The sequence below is a fragment of the Variovorax sp. GW821-FHT09D07 genome, assembly GCF_059416345.1.
On the sequence record NZ_JBWKOY010000002.1, the window covers coordinates 990,406 to 1,004,744 of the forward strand.

At 68.9% G+C, this 14,339-nt stretch carries 12 protein-coding genes; 8 read left to right on the forward strand and 4 right to left on the reverse strand.

The features are described 5' to 3' along the window. Positions 1-22 precede the first annotated feature (22 nt). From AC07OX_RS10855 to AC07OX_RS10885, 7 genes are all read left to right on the forward strand, one after another. The gene (locus tag AC07OX_RS10855; protein WP_495262812.1) at positions 23-1,435 is read left to right on the forward strand and encodes a sodium:proton antiporter; all 1,413 of its coding nucleotides are present in this window, start codon (positions 23-25) and stop codon (positions 1,433-1,435) included. 34 nt (positions 1,436-1,469) lie between these two features. After that, positions 1,470-2,462 (forward strand): 2-hydroxyacid dehydrogenase, encoded by a 993-nt coding sequence (locus AC07OX_RS10860; protein WP_495262813.1) that lies wholly within the window; start codon positions 1,470-1,472, stop codon positions 2,460-2,462. A gap of 42 nt (positions 2,463-2,504) precedes the next feature. Continuing rightward, a complete protein-coding gene (locus AC07OX_RS10865) occupies positions 2,505-3,875 on the forward strand; it encodes a DNA recombination protein RmuC (RefSeq protein ID WP_307694688.1) in 1,371 nt (456 codons plus the stop codon). Then, positions 3,872-5,035: an MFS transporter gene (locus AC07OX_RS10870; RefSeq protein ID WP_070059634.1), complete on the forward strand. Its 1,164-nt coding sequence runs from the start codon at positions 3,872-3,874 to the stop codon at positions 5,033-5,035. Before AC07OX_RS10865 ends, AC07OX_RS10870 begins: the two co-directional genes overlap by 4 nt. 109 nt (positions 5,036-5,144) lie before the next feature. Continuing rightward, on the forward strand, positions 5,145-6,683 hold the full coding sequence (locus AC07OX_RS10875; protein ID WP_495262814.1) for an MFS transporter: 1,539 nt from the start codon (positions 5,145-5,147) through the stop codon (positions 6,681-6,683). Between the two features lie 82 nt (positions 6,684-6,765). Next, positions 6,766-7,224, forward strand: coding sequence for a hypothetical protein (locus AC07OX_RS10880; RefSeq protein WP_095950973.1), 459 nt, complete (start codon positions 6,766-6,768; stop codon positions 7,222-7,224). 2 nt (positions 7,225-7,226) lie between these two features. After that, entirely contained in the window at positions 7,227-7,877 is a 651-nt protein-coding gene (locus tag AC07OX_RS10885; RefSeq protein ID WP_495262815.1) for a TetR/AcrR family transcriptional regulator, read from the forward strand. Positions 7,878-7,886: 9 nt separating this feature from the next. Here the strand turns inward: AC07OX_RS10885 and AC07OX_RS10890 are convergent, their stop codons facing one another. The 3 genes from AC07OX_RS10890 to earP all read right to left on the reverse strand — a co-directional run bounded on the left by AC07OX_RS10890 (position 7,887) and on the right by earP (position 10,666). Continuing rightward, positions 7,887-8,750: an LOG family protein gene (locus tag AC07OX_RS10890; RefSeq protein WP_070059745.1), complete on the reverse strand. Its 864-nt coding sequence runs from the start codon at positions 8,748-8,750 to the stop codon at positions 7,887-7,889. 122 nt (positions 8,751-8,872) lie between these two features. Next, positions 8,873-9,427: an elongation factor P gene (gene efp, locus AC07OX_RS10895; protein WP_062479082.1), complete on the reverse strand. Its 555-nt coding sequence runs from the start codon at positions 9,425-9,427 to the stop codon at positions 8,873-8,875. A gap of 153 nt (positions 9,428-9,580) precedes the next feature. Then, positions 9,581-10,666: an elongation factor P maturation arginine rhamnosyltransferase EarP gene (earP, locus tag AC07OX_RS10900; protein ID WP_495262816.1), complete on the reverse strand. Its 1,086-nt coding sequence runs from the start codon at positions 10,664-10,666 to the stop codon at positions 9,581-9,583. A 103-nt stretch (positions 10,667-10,769) separates the two neighbouring features. Between earP and AC07OX_RS10905 the strand changes: the two genes are divergently transcribed. After that, positions 10,770-12,218: a M20/M25/M40 family metallo-hydrolase gene (locus tag AC07OX_RS10905; protein ID WP_095744620.1), complete on the forward strand. Its 1,449-nt coding sequence runs from the start codon at positions 10,770-10,772 to the stop codon at positions 12,216-12,218. Positions 12,219-12,279: 61 nt separating this feature from the next. Here AC07OX_RS10905 and ggt read toward each other — a convergent pair whose 3' ends face one another. After that, positions 12,280-14,328 (reverse strand): gamma-glutamyltransferase, encoded by a 2,049-nt coding sequence (gene ggt / locus AC07OX_RS10910; RefSeq protein ID WP_495262817.1) that lies wholly within the window; start codon positions 14,326-14,328, stop codon positions 12,280-12,282. Positions 14,329-14,339 lie beyond the last annotated feature (11 nt).

Genomic DNA, 14,339 nt, shown 5'->3' on the forward strand with positions numbered 1-14,339 from the left:
TGTCTGGTACGGTACAGCCCCCATGAAGAAAACGATCCGACTGACGGCAGCCGCGGCGCTGCCGATGCTCTTTCCCGCCCTGGCCTTCGCCGCCGATTTCGACGGTGCCGCGCTCTCGCCGCTGTGGGGCGTGCCGTTCGCCGGCATCCTGCTGTCCATCGCGCTCTTGCCGCTGGCCACGCCCGCGTTCTGGCACCACCACTACGGCAAGATTTCCGCCGCCTGGGCGCTGGCCTTCCTGCTGCCCTTTGCCGCGACCTACGGCGCGGGGCTGGCGGGCGTGCAGCTCGTGCATGCGCTGGTGGCCGAGTACATCCCGTTCATCATCCTGCTCACGGCGCTGTTCACCGTGGCGGGGGGCATCCACATCCGCGGCAACCTGCACGGCACGCCGGGGCTCAACACGGCGATCCTGGCCATCGGCGCGGTGCTCGCGAGCTTCATGGGGACCACGGGCGCCTCGATGCTGCTGATCCGGCCGCTGATCCGGGCCAACGACAACCGGCAGCGCAAGGTGCACGTGATCGTGTTCTTCATCTTCATCGTGTCGAACGCGGGCGGCTCGCTCACGCCGCTGGGCGACCCGCCGCTGTTCCTCGGCTTCCTCAAGGGTGTGGGCTTCTTCTGGACCGCGCAGCACATCCTGCCCGAGACGATCTTCATCCTGGCCGTGCTGCTGGCGCTGTTCTATGCCATCGACCGCCACTTCTACCGCAAGGACGGCGTGCTGCCCGTCGACCCGACGCCCGACACCCCGCGCCTGGGCTTCGACGGCGCGGCCAACTTCTGGCTGCTGGGCGGCATCGTCGCGCTGGTGCTGCTGAGCGGCTTCTGGAAATCGCCCGTGGTGTTCGACGTGTTCGGCACCGAGGTCGGCCTGCCGGGCCTGGTGCGCGACGTGGGGCTGGCGCTGATCGCCGTCGTCTCGTACAAGCTCACGGCGCCCAAGGTGCACGCCGGCAACCAGTTCGAGTGGGGTCCGATGGCCGAGGTGGCCAAGCTCTTCGCCGGCATCTTCCTGACCATCATCCCGGTGATCGCCATGCTCAAGGCCGGCACGCAGGGCCCGTTCGGCGCCATCGTGGCGGCCGTGACGCGCGCCGACGGCCAACCCGACCCGGCCATGTACTTCTGGGCCACCGGCATCCTGAGCTCGTTCCTGGACAACGCGCCGACCTACCTCGTGTTCTTCAACACGGCGGGCGGCGACCCGGCGGCGCTCATGACCACCTATGCCAGCACGCTGGCCGCCATCTCGGCGGGCGCCGTGTTCATGGGCGCCAACACCTACATCGGCAACGCGCCGAACCTGATGGTCAAGGCCATCGCCGAAAGCCGCGGCGTGCGCATGCCCAGCTTCTTCGGCTACATGGCGTGGTCGGGGGCGATCCTGGTCCCGCTGTTCGTCCTGTGCACCTTCATCTTCTTCCGTTGATCCTTCCAGCCCTTCAAAGAAAGAGACACGTTCCATGAGCAGCAGCAAGCCCAAGATCCTGGTCGCGCGCGCGGTGTTCCCCGAGACCCTCGCGCGCCTCGCGCAGCATTTCGAGGTCGAGTCGAACCAGGCCGACGAGACCTGGAGCAAGGACCAGCTGATCGCGAAGCTGCAAGGCAAGCAGGGCGCCTTCACCACCGGCAGCGAGCGCATCGATGCCGCGGTGCTCGACGCCTGCCCCGAGCTGAAGATCTGCGCCAACATGGCCGTGGGCTACAACAACTTCGACGTCGACGCCATGGCCGCGCGCGGCGTGCTGGGCACCAACGCGCCCGACGTGCTGACCGAAACCACGGCCGACTTCGGCTTCGCACTGCTCATGGCCACAGCGCGCCGCATCACCGAGAGCGAACACTTCCTGCGCGCGGGCAAGTGGGAGAAGTGGAGCTACGACATGTTCGCCGGCTCCGACATCCACGGCTCGACGCTGGGCATCATCGGCATGGGCCGCATCGGGCAGGGCATTGCCCGGCGCGGCGCGCACGGCTTCGGCATGAACGTGATCTATCACAACCGCTCGCGCCTCGATGCCGCGCTCGAGACCGAATGCAAGGCCCGCTACGTCGGCAAGGAAGAGCTGCTCAAGACCGCCGACCACGTCGTGCTGGTCGTGCCGTACTCGCCGGCCTCGCACCACACCATCGGCGCGGCCGAGATCGCGCTCATGAAGCCGACCGCCACGCTGGTCAACATCGCGCGCGGCGGCATCGTCGACGACGCGGCACTGGCCGTGGCGCTGCGCGAAAAGCGCATCGCCGCCGCCGGCCTCGACGTGTTCGAGGGCGAGCCCAAGGTCCACCCCGACCTGCTCACCGTGCCCAACGTGGTGCTCACGCCGCACATCGCCAGCGCCACCGTGCCCACGCGCCGCGCCATGGCCGACCTGGCGGCCGACAACCTCATCGCCTGGGGCACCGGCAAGGGGCCTCTGACGCCGGTCACGCCGGTGCCAGCGGCCACGAAGTAACCTGAAACCTGACCGCGAGCGCGACACGCCCCCACCTTGGAACTGACGGATCTGATTCTTCTCGCACTGGCCGCATTCGCCGTGGTGCAGCTGGTGCTGGTCATCTGGCTGCTGGCCCGCCGGCCACCCCCACCCGACCACAGCGAAATGCTGGGCGTGCTCGCCGCCATGGGCCGCGCCAACGAACGCACCGAGCGCGAGCTGCGCCACGAGATCGGCGAAGGCTCGCGCGGCGCACGCCAGGAAACTGCGCAGGCCTTCGCCACCTTCCAGCAGTCGCTGGTGCAGCAGGGCGCCGAGGCGACGCGCACGCAGAACGCCCAGCTCGACGCCTTCGCGCTGCAGCTCGCGTCGCTGCAGAAGACCTTGGCCGACACGCTGAACACCCAGCTGCAGGGGCTGAGCGAATCGAACGCGCGCCGCCTTTCCGAGGTGCGCACGACCATGGAAACCCAGCTGGCCCAGCTGCAGCAGAGCAACACCGCCAAGCTCGACGAGATGCGCAAGACCGTCGACGAGAAACTGCAGAGCACGCTCGAGGCGCGCCTGGGCGAAAGCTTCAAGCAGGTGGCCGACCGGCTCGAGCAGGTGCACAAGGGCCTGGGCGAGATGCAGACGCTGGCCGTCGGCGTCGGCAGCCTGCAGCGCGTGCTGACCAACGTGAAGACGCGCGGCGTGTTCGGCGAGGTGCAGCTGGAGGCGCTGCTCGAGCAGGTGCTCACGCCCGAGCAGTACGCGCGCCAGGTCGAGACCAAGCCGCGCAGCGGCCAGCGCGTCGACTTCGCGATCCGCTTTCCGGGGCGCGGCGACGACGGCGCGCCGGTGTGGCTGCCGATCGACGCCAAGTTCCCGCGCGACGACTACGAACGCCTCATCGACGCCCACGAGCGCGCCGATGCCGCCGGCGCCGAGGCCGCGGCCAAGGCGCTCGAGACGCGCATCCGCGTCGAGGCCAAGTCGATCGCCGAGAACTACCTGGCGGCGCCGCACACCACCGATTTCGCGATCCTGTTCCTGCCGGTCGAAAGCCTCTACGCCGAGGTGTTGCGCCGCCCCGGCCTGATGGACGCGATCCAGCGCCAGCACCGCGTGACGCTGGCCGGCCCGACCACCTTGCTCGCCATGCTCAACAGCCTGCACATGGGCTTTCGCACGCTGGCGCTGGAGCGCCAGGCCTCCGAGGTCTGGAAGGTGCTGGGCGCGGTCAAGACCGAGTTCGAGCGCTACGGCGAATGGGTGGCGCGCATCAAGGAACAGGTGGCCAAGGCCTCCGACACCATCGACAAGGCCGACACGCGTGCCAAGCAGATGCGCCTGGCGCTGCGCAAGGTCGAGGCCTTGCCCGAGGCGCAGTCGCAGGCGCTGCTGCCGCCCACGGCCGACACTGACAGCGAGGCCGACGACACCCCGTGAAAGGTTCTGAACTGCTGCGCGTCATCGTGGCGCAGGTCTGTTTGCACGCCACGATGGCGGGCATGCGGCTCGCCACACCGCTGCTCGCACTGCAGCAAGGCTACAGCGCAGCGGCCGTCGGCCTGCTGATCGCGCTGTTCGCGCTGACCCAGGTGTTTCTTGCATTGCCGGCCGGGCGCTTCGCCGACCGGCACGGGCTCAAGCGTCCGCTGTGGCTGTCGGTGATCGCGGCCTCGGGCGGGGCAGGGCTGGCGCTGATTTTTCCGGTGTTCCCCGTCATGTGCATCGCCGCGCTGCTGACCGGCGGCGCCACCGGCGCGACCGTCATCGCGCTGCAGCGGCACGTGGGGCGCTCGGCCACCGACCCGACGCAGCTCAAGCGCGTGTTCAGCTGGCTCGCCATCGCGCCGGCGGCGGCGAACTTCGTCGGGCCTTTCCTGGCCGGGATGCTGATCGACCACGCCGGCCGTGCGCCGGCCGACCTGCTGGCCTTTCGCATCTGCTTCGCCGTGATGGCCTTTTTGCCGTTGCTGTGCTGGCTGCTGGCGCGCGGCGCGCACGAGCCGCCGCGGGTGGCGCCGGTGCCGGGCGCCGCGCCCACGCGGGCCTGGGACCTGCTGCGCGAGCCGATGTTCCGCCGCCTGCTGTTCGTGAACTGGCTGCAGTCGTCGAGCTGGGACGTGCACGCCTTCGTGCTGCCGGTGCTGGGCCACGACCGGGGCATCAGCGCCTCGGTGATCGGCTCCATCCTCGGCGCCTTCGCGATCGCCGCGGCAGTCATCCGCATCGTGCTGCCGCTGATCGCGTCGCGTGCGTCGGAGCGCAGCGTGATCCTGAGCTCGACCGTCGTCACGGCGGCCGTGTTCGCCATCTACCCGCTGCTGAATTCACCGTGGACCATGGGCATCTGCTCCGTGGTGCTGGGCTTCGCGCTCGGCGCGGTGCAGCCGATGGTGATGAGCATGCTGCACCAGATCACGCCGCATGCCCGGCACGGCGAGGCGCTGGGGCTGCGGCTCATGACCATCAACGCATCGAGCGTCGCGATGCCGATGCTGTTCGGCTCGCTCGGTGCGCTGATCGGCATTGCCGGCGTGTTCTGGGTGGTGGGCGGCGTGCTGGCGCTGGGCGCCAAGGCGACCTGGGGATTGAAGCTGTGACGGCGGTTTGAATTCCACGTTGCAAATGACAGTAATTCTCATTTGATTGACAAAATACTGACTCGAAGTCAGTATCGGCGCCTTCTTTCTTCCTGACCCGAAGGCGTCCATGGACTCCCATTCCCCGTCGGCCGCGACCGACCCGCGCCGCCGCCTGGCCCTGGTGGCGGCGGTCTACCTCGGCAGCTTCATCGCCACGCTCGACGTGAGCATCGTCAACGTGGCGCTGCCCACGCTGCAGCGCGCGCTCGCCACCGACCTGGCCGGGCTGCAGTGGGTGATCGACATCTATGCGCTGTGCCTGTCGGCCTTCATGCTGTCGGCCGGCCCGATCGGCGACCGTTACGGCCGCAAGCGCGCCTGGCTGGCCGGCGTGGTGGTCTTCACCGTGGGCTCGGCGATGTGCGCGATGGCGTCGGGCCTGCCCATGCTGCTCGCGGGTCGCGCGGTGCAGGGCGTGGCTGGCGCGCTGATGATCCCGGGCGCGCTGTCGCTGCTGGCGCACGCCTTTCCCGAGCCGGCCAGCCGCGCACGGGTGATTGGCGGTTGGTCGTCGTTCACGGCGCTGTCGCTGATCCTCGGGCCGATGCTCGGCGGGCTGCTGGTGGACCACGCGGGCTGGCAGAGCATCTTCCTCATCAACCTGCCGATCGGCGTGCTGACCGTGGCGCTCGGGATGTGGGGCCTGCGCGAGTCCTCGCACCCCGAGCATGCGGCGCTCGACCCGGCGGGGCAGGTGCTCAGCGTGCTCTGGCTGGGCGCGCTGACCTACGGGCTCATCGCCGCGGGCGAACACGGCTGGGGCTCGCGCCACGCGGTGGTCGCGCTCGTCGCGGCGGGTGTCGGGCTGGCGCTGTTCCTGGCGGTGGAGGCGCGCGTGCAGCGGCCGCTGCTGCCGCTCGCGCTGTTCCGCGACGCGCGCTTTTCGGTCACCAACTTCGCTTCGTTCGTGCTGGGCTTCTCGACCTACGCCAGCCTGTTCTTCTTCTCGCTGTTCCTGCAGCAGGTGCAGGGCTGGTCGGCCAGCGAGACCGGCTGGCGGCTGGTGCCGCAGTTCGTGGCGACGGGCCTCGTGGCCTCGCAGTTCGGCCGGCTGGCGCGCCGCTTCGAGGTGCACACGCTGATGGTCGCGGGCTACGGGCTGATCGGCGTGGCGATGCTGCTGCTGACGCTGTTCTCGGCCGACACGCCCTACCTGCCGCTGGCGCTGCTCTTCGTGGCGCTGGGGGCGGGCGCGGGCCTGGCCGTGCCGGCCACGAGCACGGCGGTGATGGCCTCGGTGCCCGCGCAGCGCTCGGGCATGGCCTCGGCCACCATGAACGCGCTGCGCCAGGGCGGCATGCTGATCGGCATCGCGCTGCTCGGCACGCTGATGCGCACGCGCGCCACCGCGCTGATGGCCGAATCGCTTGCGCGTGCCGGCGTGCCCGATGCATCGCAGGCGGCGGTGGCGGCGGTGTCCCGCCACGACCTCGGCGCGCTGGCCGCGCTCGACGCCGGCATGGCGCAGCGGCTCCTGAGCGATGCGCTCGCGGGCGGCTTCCACGCCGCGATGGCCTGTGCCGGCGTGGCCGGCCTGGTGGCGGCGGGGCTGCTGCTGCGCGTCAGGCCGCGGGCCGCCGCGCTTGCAGCCCCCACGCGCGCCTGAGCCGTTCGCCATGCCCGCCGTCCGCATTCCCTTCCTGCGCCGCAGTGCCCGGCGCCTTCCGGTTGTCTACAAGGAGTCTTTCATGATCCGTCACGAACTCAGTCAATGGCCGCTGGTCATCAGCGTGTCCGCAGGCCTGCAGACGCTGGAAAGCCTGCAGGCCTTCACCGAGGACTGGAACCGCTGGCTCGACCGCGGCGAGCCCTTTGTCTCGCTGCGCGTGTTCGCGGACGCCGACGCGCTGGTGCATCCCGAGGGCAGCGCCCAGAGTGCGAAGCAGTGGCTGCAGGCGCGCGGCGCCGACATCCGCCGCCATATGATGGGCATGGCGAGCGTGGTGCCCGCCGACCAGTTCGAGAAGATCAGCAAGATGAACGTCGAAAAACTCTTCGGCATTCCCGCGAGCACCTTCGCCCGCACCGACGAGGCCCTGGCCTGGCTGCGCGAGCGCGTGCTGGCCCCGCGCGGCCTGCGTCTCGATGCCGCGGCCGTGCACGCCGCCATCGACACGGCACGCGCCGGTGCCATGGCCGGTTCTTGACCATGACAAGCAGCAGCCCCGACGACGCTCCCGCCACCGCTGCGCGCCGTCGCACCAAGGCGCCGCAGACCCGCGCCGTCGCGCTGATGGACGCCGCCGAGCAGCTGTTCATCGCCAAGGGCATTGCCGCCACCAGCATCGACGACATCGCCGCCGGCGCGCAGGTGGCCAAGGGCACCTTCTACCTGTACTTTCCGTCGAAGGAGGCGCTGCTCGGCGCGCTGCAGCAACGCTTCGTCGACACCTTCTGCGCCCGCCTGCAGGAGGCGATGGACCGCCACGCGCCGGGCAAGTACCGCGCGCGGCTCAAGGCCTGGGTGGAAGCGGGGCTGGAGACCTACCTGGACAACGTCGCGCTGCACGACGTGGTGTTCCACGAGTACCGGCCCGAGGACCGCCGCATGCGCAACGACAACGTCGTCATCACGCAGCTGGTCACCCTGCTGAAGCAGGGCGACGCCGCGGGCGTGTGGGAAGTCGAGGACGCAACGCTGACGGCCGTGATCCTCTTCAATGCGCTGCACGGCGTGGCCGACGATGCCGTGGCCATGGGGCCACACGCGAACCCCGTGGCCGACCGCCGCCGCCGCGCCCGCGCGCTCACGCGCTTCTTCGAGCAGGCCCTGCGGCCCGACGACAGCGACGACGCCTGACCGGGGCGGTCAGAGTTTGTAAAAGCGCTTGATGGCGTCCCACGCGTCTTCCGGCGCGTCGACGTATTCGAAGAGCTTCACGTCGCCGGGCGAGATCACGCCTTCGTCGACCAGGAAGTCGAAGTCGATCAGCTTCTTCCAGTAGTCCGAGCCGAAGAGCACGATCGGCACCGGCTTCGACTTCTTGGTCTGCACCAGCGTGATCACCTCGAACAGCTCGTCGAGCGTGCCGAAGCCGCCCGGGAACGCCACCAGCGCCTTCGCACGCATCATGAAATGCATCTTGCGGATCGCGAAGTAGTGGAACTTGAAGCTCAGCGCCGGCGTGACGTAGGGGTTGGCTTCTTCTTCCATCGGCAGCGCGATGGCCAGGCCGACCGAGAGGCCGCCGGCTTCGTGCGCGCCGCGGTTGGCCGCCTGCATGATGCCGGGGCCGCCGCCGGTGCACACGAAGAGCTTGTCCTGCGGCTCCTTCTTCTCGCTGTACTGCGCGACCAGCTTGCCGAAGGTGCGCGCCTTCTCGTAGTAGTGCGAGTTGCGCGAGAGCCGGCGCCAGCGCTCGGCCAGGGCCGTGTCGCCGGCCGCCTCGGCCTGCGCGACCAGCGCGGCGGCTTCGTCTTCGCTGCGGAAGCGCGCGCTGCCGAAGACCACCACCGTGTTCTCGATGCCATGGGCGCGCTGCTCGAGGTCGGGCTTCATCAGCTCGAGCTGCATGCGGATGCCGCGCGTTTCGCGGCGCAGCAGGAACTCGGGGTCGGCGAAGGCCAGGCGCGAGGGATCGGGATCGAGGGGCAGGCCCCGGTCGGAATGGGACTGCAGCGTGGCCCAGGCATCGGCCAGGCGCTTGTCGTGAATGTTGTGCGTGTTGTTCATGAAACGGTCGTCGAACGGAATTGGCTTGGCATTGTGCGCCGATGCAACCCGCGTGCCCGCCAACGAAAAAGGCTCCTTGCGGAGCCTTCGTCGTGGTGGTGGTCAGCCGGGTGCAGACGCGCTCAGACGCGCTTGCGGTATTCGCCGGTGCGGGTGTCGATTTCGATCTTGTCGCCTTGCGACACGAACAGCGGCACGCCGACTTCGAAGCCGGTGGCGATCTTGGCGGGCTTCATGACCTTGCCCGAGGTGTCGCCCTTGACGGCCGGCTCGGTCCAGGTGATTTCGCGCTCGACGCTGGTCGGCAGTTCGACCGAGATGGCCTTGCCGTCGTAGAACACCACTTCGACGGCCATGCCGTCTTCGAGGTAGTTCAGGGCGTCGCCCATGTTCTCGGCTTCGACTTCGTACTGGTTGTACTCGGCGTCCATGCAGACGTACATCGGGTCGGCGAAGTAGGAGTAGGTGCACTCCTTCTTGTCCAGCACGATCTGGTCGATCTTGTCGTCGGCCTTGAAGACCACTTCGGTGTTGAAGTTGGCGATCAGGCTCTTCATCTTCATGCGCACGGTGGCGCTGTTGCGGCCGCCGCGGCTGTATTCGGTCTTGAGGACGACCATCGGGTCCTTGCCGTGCATGATGACGTTGCCGGCGCGGATTTCTTGAGCGATTTTCATATCAGGTTCTCTGGATGTTGGCCGCTCGGTGCGCGGGGCCCTCGGCGCTGCATGCCGTCGTATCTGGCCCCGCCGTACATGTCCCGCGGCAGGTTTGGCGAAAGGCGTCCCCGACCGTGGCGGGCAGGGCTGAATTCCGCAAAGCCCACTATTTTAGCTTTTTCCGGCGACCAGCTGCCGCAACTGGGCCAGCAGATCGTCCTGCGCGAGCAGCCTGCCGCGCGCCGCGCGGGCGGTTTCGCGCCAGGCGTCCAGCGGGCCGGGCGCGGGCAGGGGGGCGTCGCCGAAGCCGTTCCAGGCGTGGTGAAAAAGCCGCAGCTCCGGGGGGGCGCCGAGCCAGTCGAGCCAGGCGTTGAGCTTGACGTGGTGCGCGTCGTCGTCCTGCGGGTAGATCTGCCAGACCAGCGGTGCGCCGGCCCAGAGGGCGCGCACCAGCGAGTCTTCGCCGCGCACGAAGTTGAGGTCGCAGGCCCACAGCAGGTGGTCGAAATCCGCCTGGCTGAGGTAGAGGAGGTATGAAATTGATAGCGAACTTTGAACGTCCAACGGGCGATCTGACATGCACGCCTGCACCGCATGCGCGGCCCGGCCTGCGGTGACCAGCAGCCGCGTGGGCACCGGGTCGGCGGCCAGCCTGGCGAGCAGGGCGGCCAACGCGGGCGGCTCGTAGCAGAAGAGCGACACCAGGCGCTCGCCTTCCTGCCAGGGAATCTGCTGCGCCTCCAGCCAGCGCGCCCGGTCGAAGCGCGCCTGGCGCGCCATCAGGTCGGGCTCGCGCAGCAGGCCGCCGGTCGCGGGCGTGAAGCCCGGGTAGAAGAAACGTTTCGTCAGCCCGGCCCCCGGGCCCTTGAACACGGGCGAGGGCAGCCGGTGGAGTTTCTCGACATAGGGCTCGGCCGACAGGTACTCGAGGTTGATCCAGGCCTGCGCAGGGCCCGGGGCCTGCGCGAAACGCGCGATGAGTTCCGGCTCCGGGTCGCAACCGAAAGCCTCGACCAGCACCTCGGGCGCCGGGTCGGCGATGGCGCGGCGCACGGCTTCGGCGTCGGACCAGTCGATCACCTGCACGCCGTCGCAACCGGCCGGTGCCATCCAGTGCAGTGCCGTCGGGTCGTCGACCCACAGCCGCGCGCGCTCGCCCGCCGCCGCCAGCTGGCAGGCCAGGCGCCAGCAGACGCCCAGGTCGCCGTGGTTGTCGATGACCTTGCAGAAGATGTCCCATTGCATGCGCGTGCCCATGGCCGCGAGTGTGCCTGTCTTCGCGGTCGCTCAGGCGCGGGCGAAAACGTGGCCCGCTTGCTATGCTGCCCTCGCCACAACAACCATCGGAGAGAGCCAGACCATGAGGATGCAGACCCGCCGCCGTTCGTCGTTTTCTTCTTCGCCCTTGAGCAGCGCCAAACGCGGCGTGCTCGCGCTCTCGCTGGCCCTGGCCGGCATCGCCGGCGCCCAGGCCCAGACCGCGCCGCTCACCGCGCAGCAGCAGCGCTTTCGCGAGATCTACAAGGAACTGATCGAGATCAACACCACACACTCGGTGGGCGACAACACGGTCGCGGCGCGGGCCATGGAAAAGCGGCTGGTCGACGCGGGCTTCGCGCCCGGCGACATCCAGATCTTCGAGCCCTTCCCGAAGAAGGGGAACCTGGTGCTGCGCTTCAAGGGCGACGGCAGCAAGAAGCCGCTGCTGCTGCTGGCCCACATCGACGTGGTCGAGGCCCGCCGCGAAGACTGGAAGACCGACCCCTTCAAGCTGCAGGAAACCGGCGGCTACTTCACGGCGCGCGGCGCCATCGACGACAAGGCCATGGCCGCGGCGCTGGTCTCCGTGCTCGGGCAGCTCAAGCAGGAAGGCTTCAAGCCCAAGCGCGACATCATCCTGGCGCTCACCGCCGACGAGGAGCGCGGCGACGCGCTGAGCAACGGCGCCTTCTGGCTCATCAACAACAAGCCCGAGCTGCTGCAGGCCGAGTTCGGCATCAACGAGGGCGGCGGCGGCGAGCTGCGCGGCGGCAAGCCGAACTTGCACCGCATGCAGGTGGCCGAGAAGATGTACACCACCTACATGCTCGAGGCGCGCGACGTGGGCGGCCACAGCTCGGTGCCCACCAAGACCAACCCGATCTACGCGCTCTCGGCCGGCCTGGAGCGCCTGGGCAACTACGCCTTCCCGATCAAGCTCGCGGACGTCACCAAGACCTACTTCGCGCGCAGCGCCCCCTTCGCCACCGGCCAGCTGGCCGACGACATGCGCGCCATCGGCAGCGGCAACCCCGACGCCGGCGTGCTCGAGCGCATGACGGCCAACCCGGCCTACAACGCGCAGCTGCGCACCACCTGCGTGGCGACGATGGTGCAGGCCGGCCATGCCGAGAACGCGCTGCCGCAATCGGCCAAGGCCACGGTCAACTGCCGCATCCTGCCGCACGATGACCCTGAAGAAGTCGAGCGCCTGCTGACCCAGGCCGTGGGCAACGACAAGATCGTGGTGCGCAACATGGGCAAGCCGCTGCGCAGCCCGGCCTCGCCGCTCAACGGTGACCTCGTGAAGACGGTCGAGACGCTCACGCAGCAGATGTGGCCCGGCGTGCCCGTGGTGCCCGCCATGAGCACCGGCGCCACCGACAGCCGCTTCCTGCGCAACGCCGGCATCCCGATGTACGGCGTGACCGGCATGTTCCTCGAGCCGGCCGATGCGCGTGCGCACGGGCTGGACGAGCGCATCGAGATCCAGCGCCTGTACGACGGGCGAGAGTTCCTGTACCGGCTGGTGTCGGAAGTCGCGAAGTAAGTAAACAGGTGATCGGGCAAGGGGGCTGGCGCAGCGAAGGCGGCGCCAGCCCCCTTGTCGTTCAGGGCGTGAAGGTGTCGCCCAGCACGATGCCTTCGCGGCGCGGGTCTGCGCCGCCGGTCAGCGCGGGCTTGCCGCCGACGTTCGTGCGGATGATGGTGCTCACGCCGCTGGACTGCGGTGTCACCGACACCTTGTGACCCAGCCCGATCAGTCCGGCGACCAGTGGGTCGTCGAGGCCCGAGTTGGTCTCGTCGACATTCGGGTGCTCGCCGCCGACGTTGGTGGTCACGGAGTTGGGCGCCCCGAAGTCGACCAGCGACGTGGCTTGTTGCGCATCCAGCCCCCAGTCGAGCGCGCCGACCAGCGTCTTCACCACGTACTGGATGATGTTGCTGCCGCCGGGCGAGCCGGTGCCCATCACGAACTCACCCATGCTGCCGTCGGCGTTCTTTTTGAACACCAGCGTTGGCGCCATCGAGCTGCGCGGACGCTTGCCCGGAGCGACGCGGTTGGCAACCTTGTAGGTCTGTGTGGGCTTGCCGTACGGCTCGTCCGAGAAATCGGTCAGCTGATTGTTCAGCAGGAAGCCCTGCGTCATGTGGGCCGACCCCATGCCGCCTTCCACCGTGGTGGTCATCACGACCACGTTGCCCTGCTTGTCGACGATGGTGAAATGCGTGGTGCCGTGCTCTTCGGTCTTGTCGATGCCGAGCGGAACGTCGCCAAGATCGCCGGGCTGGGCGGTGCCCATGCTCTTCGCCAGACTGATGAGGCTGGCACGGCCCTGCAGGTAGGGCTTATTGATCAGGGAATCGATCGAGCCGTACGGCAGCGGGACGAAGTCGGTGTCGGCCACGTACTTTTCGCGGTCGGCGTACGCCAGGCGTTCGGCCTCACTCACCAGGTGCACGCCCATCACGCTCGGCTTGCCGCCTTCGAGGTCGATGGCGGTCGGCTTATGCAGGCCGAGATTGAAGGTCTCGAGGATGCCGAGCGTCTGCATCACCGCAATGCCGCCCGAGGACGGCGGCGACATGCCGCACACGTAGTAATCGCGGTAGGTGCCGCAGACCGGGTCGCGGCGCTTGGCCTTGTAGCTGGCCAGGTCGGCCAGCGTGGTCTTGCCGGGCGTGATGGCCGAGCCATCGACGGCGGCGCTGACCCCGATCTTGTCGACGATGCCCTTGGCGATGTCGCCTGCGTAGAAGACGTTGGCGCCTTGCGTGGCGATGGCGTTCAGCGTCTTGGCGTAGGCCGGGTTCGTGAGCCTGGTGCCCAGCGCCTTCGGCGTGCCGTCGGCGTTGAAGAAGTAGGCCGTGGCGTCGGCGTCGCGCTTCAGGTGTGTCGCGGAGCCCGCGATGGCGGTCGCCATGCGTCCGCCGATCAGGAAGCCGTCGGACGCGAGCGTGATGCCGTAGCCGAACAGGTCTTTCCAGGGCAGTTTGCCGTGGTCTTGATAAGCGATGTCGAGCATGCGTACGGCACCGGGCGTACCGATGGAACGGCCGCTCCAGCGGGCGCTGGGCACGGGCGCGCTGGTGTCGGTGGCATCGTCCACATAGCGCAGGTAGTTCTCGGTGGCAGCCGCAGGCGCCGTCTCGCGCCCGTCGTACGCCTGCACCTTCTTCGTCGCCGCGTCGTAATGGAGCATGAAGGCGCCGCCACCGAGCCCGCTCGATTGCGGCTCGACCAGGCCGAGCACGGCCTGCACCGCCACCGCCGCATCGACCGCGCTGCCGCCGGCTTTCAGCACGTCGCAGCCGGCCCGCGTGGCCAGCGGGTGGTTCGCGACCACCATGTAGTTCTTGGCGTACACCAGCTTGTGGCCGGGCACGTAGCCCGACGCCGGCTCCGGCGCGGCCGGATCGCCCGGGTCGCCCGAGCCGACGACCACGGAGGTGCCGCTGCTCGGAATCTGGCAGCCGTTGTCGGCGGCGGGCGGGGCCGTGGGCGTGGGCTGGTTGGCCGCGTTGATCGCGGCGATGGCCGCGACCAGTGCGGCGTTGTTCTGCGCGTTGTTGTTGCTGTTGCCACCGCAGCCGGCCACGGCCAGGGAGAGCGCGAGGGGCGTCAGGGCCCACCACGCGCGCGTGGAATTCTTGTTCATGGAGAGTGCTT

Bases quoted from the DNA above. Each gene is read 5' to 3' on its own strand.
- AC07OX_RS10860 (WP_495262813.1), top strand. From the start codon at position 1,470: ATGAGCAGCAGCAAGCCCAAGATCCTGGTCGCGCGCGCGGTGTTCCCC.
- AC07OX_RS10905 (WP_095744620.1), top strand. From the start codon at position 10,770: ATGAGGATGCAGACCCGCCGCCGTTCGTCGTTTTCTTCTTCGCCCTTG.
- AC07OX_RS10880 (WP_095950973.1), top strand. From the start codon at position 6,766: ATGATCCGTCACGAACTCAGTCAATGGCCGCTGGTCATCAGCGTGTCC.
- AC07OX_RS10890 (WP_070059745.1), bottom strand. From the start codon at position 8,750: ATGAACAACACGCACAACATTCACGACAAGCGCCTGGCCGATGCCTGG.
- AC07OX_RS10855 (WP_495262812.1), top strand. From the start codon at position 23: ATGAAGAAAACGATCCGACTGACGGCAGCCGCGGCGCTGCCGATGCTC.
- AC07OX_RS10885 (WP_495262815.1), top strand. From the start codon at position 7,227: ATGACAAGCAGCAGCCCCGACGACGCTCCCGCCACCGCTGCGCGCCGT.
- AC07OX_RS10875 (WP_495262814.1), top strand. From the start codon at position 5,145: ATGGACTCCCATTCCCCGTCGGCCGCGACCGACCCGCGCCGCCGCCTG.
- efp (WP_062479082.1), bottom strand. From the start codon at position 9,427: ATGAAAATCGCTCAAGAAATCCGCGCCGGCAACGTCATCATGCACGGC.
- ggt (WP_495262817.1), bottom strand. From the start codon at position 14,328: ATGAACAAGAATTCCACGCGCGCGTGGTGGGCCCTGACGCCCCTCGCG.
- earP (WP_495262816.1), bottom strand. From the start codon at position 10,666: ATGGGCACGCGCATGCAATGGGACATCTTCTGCAAGGTCATCGACAAC.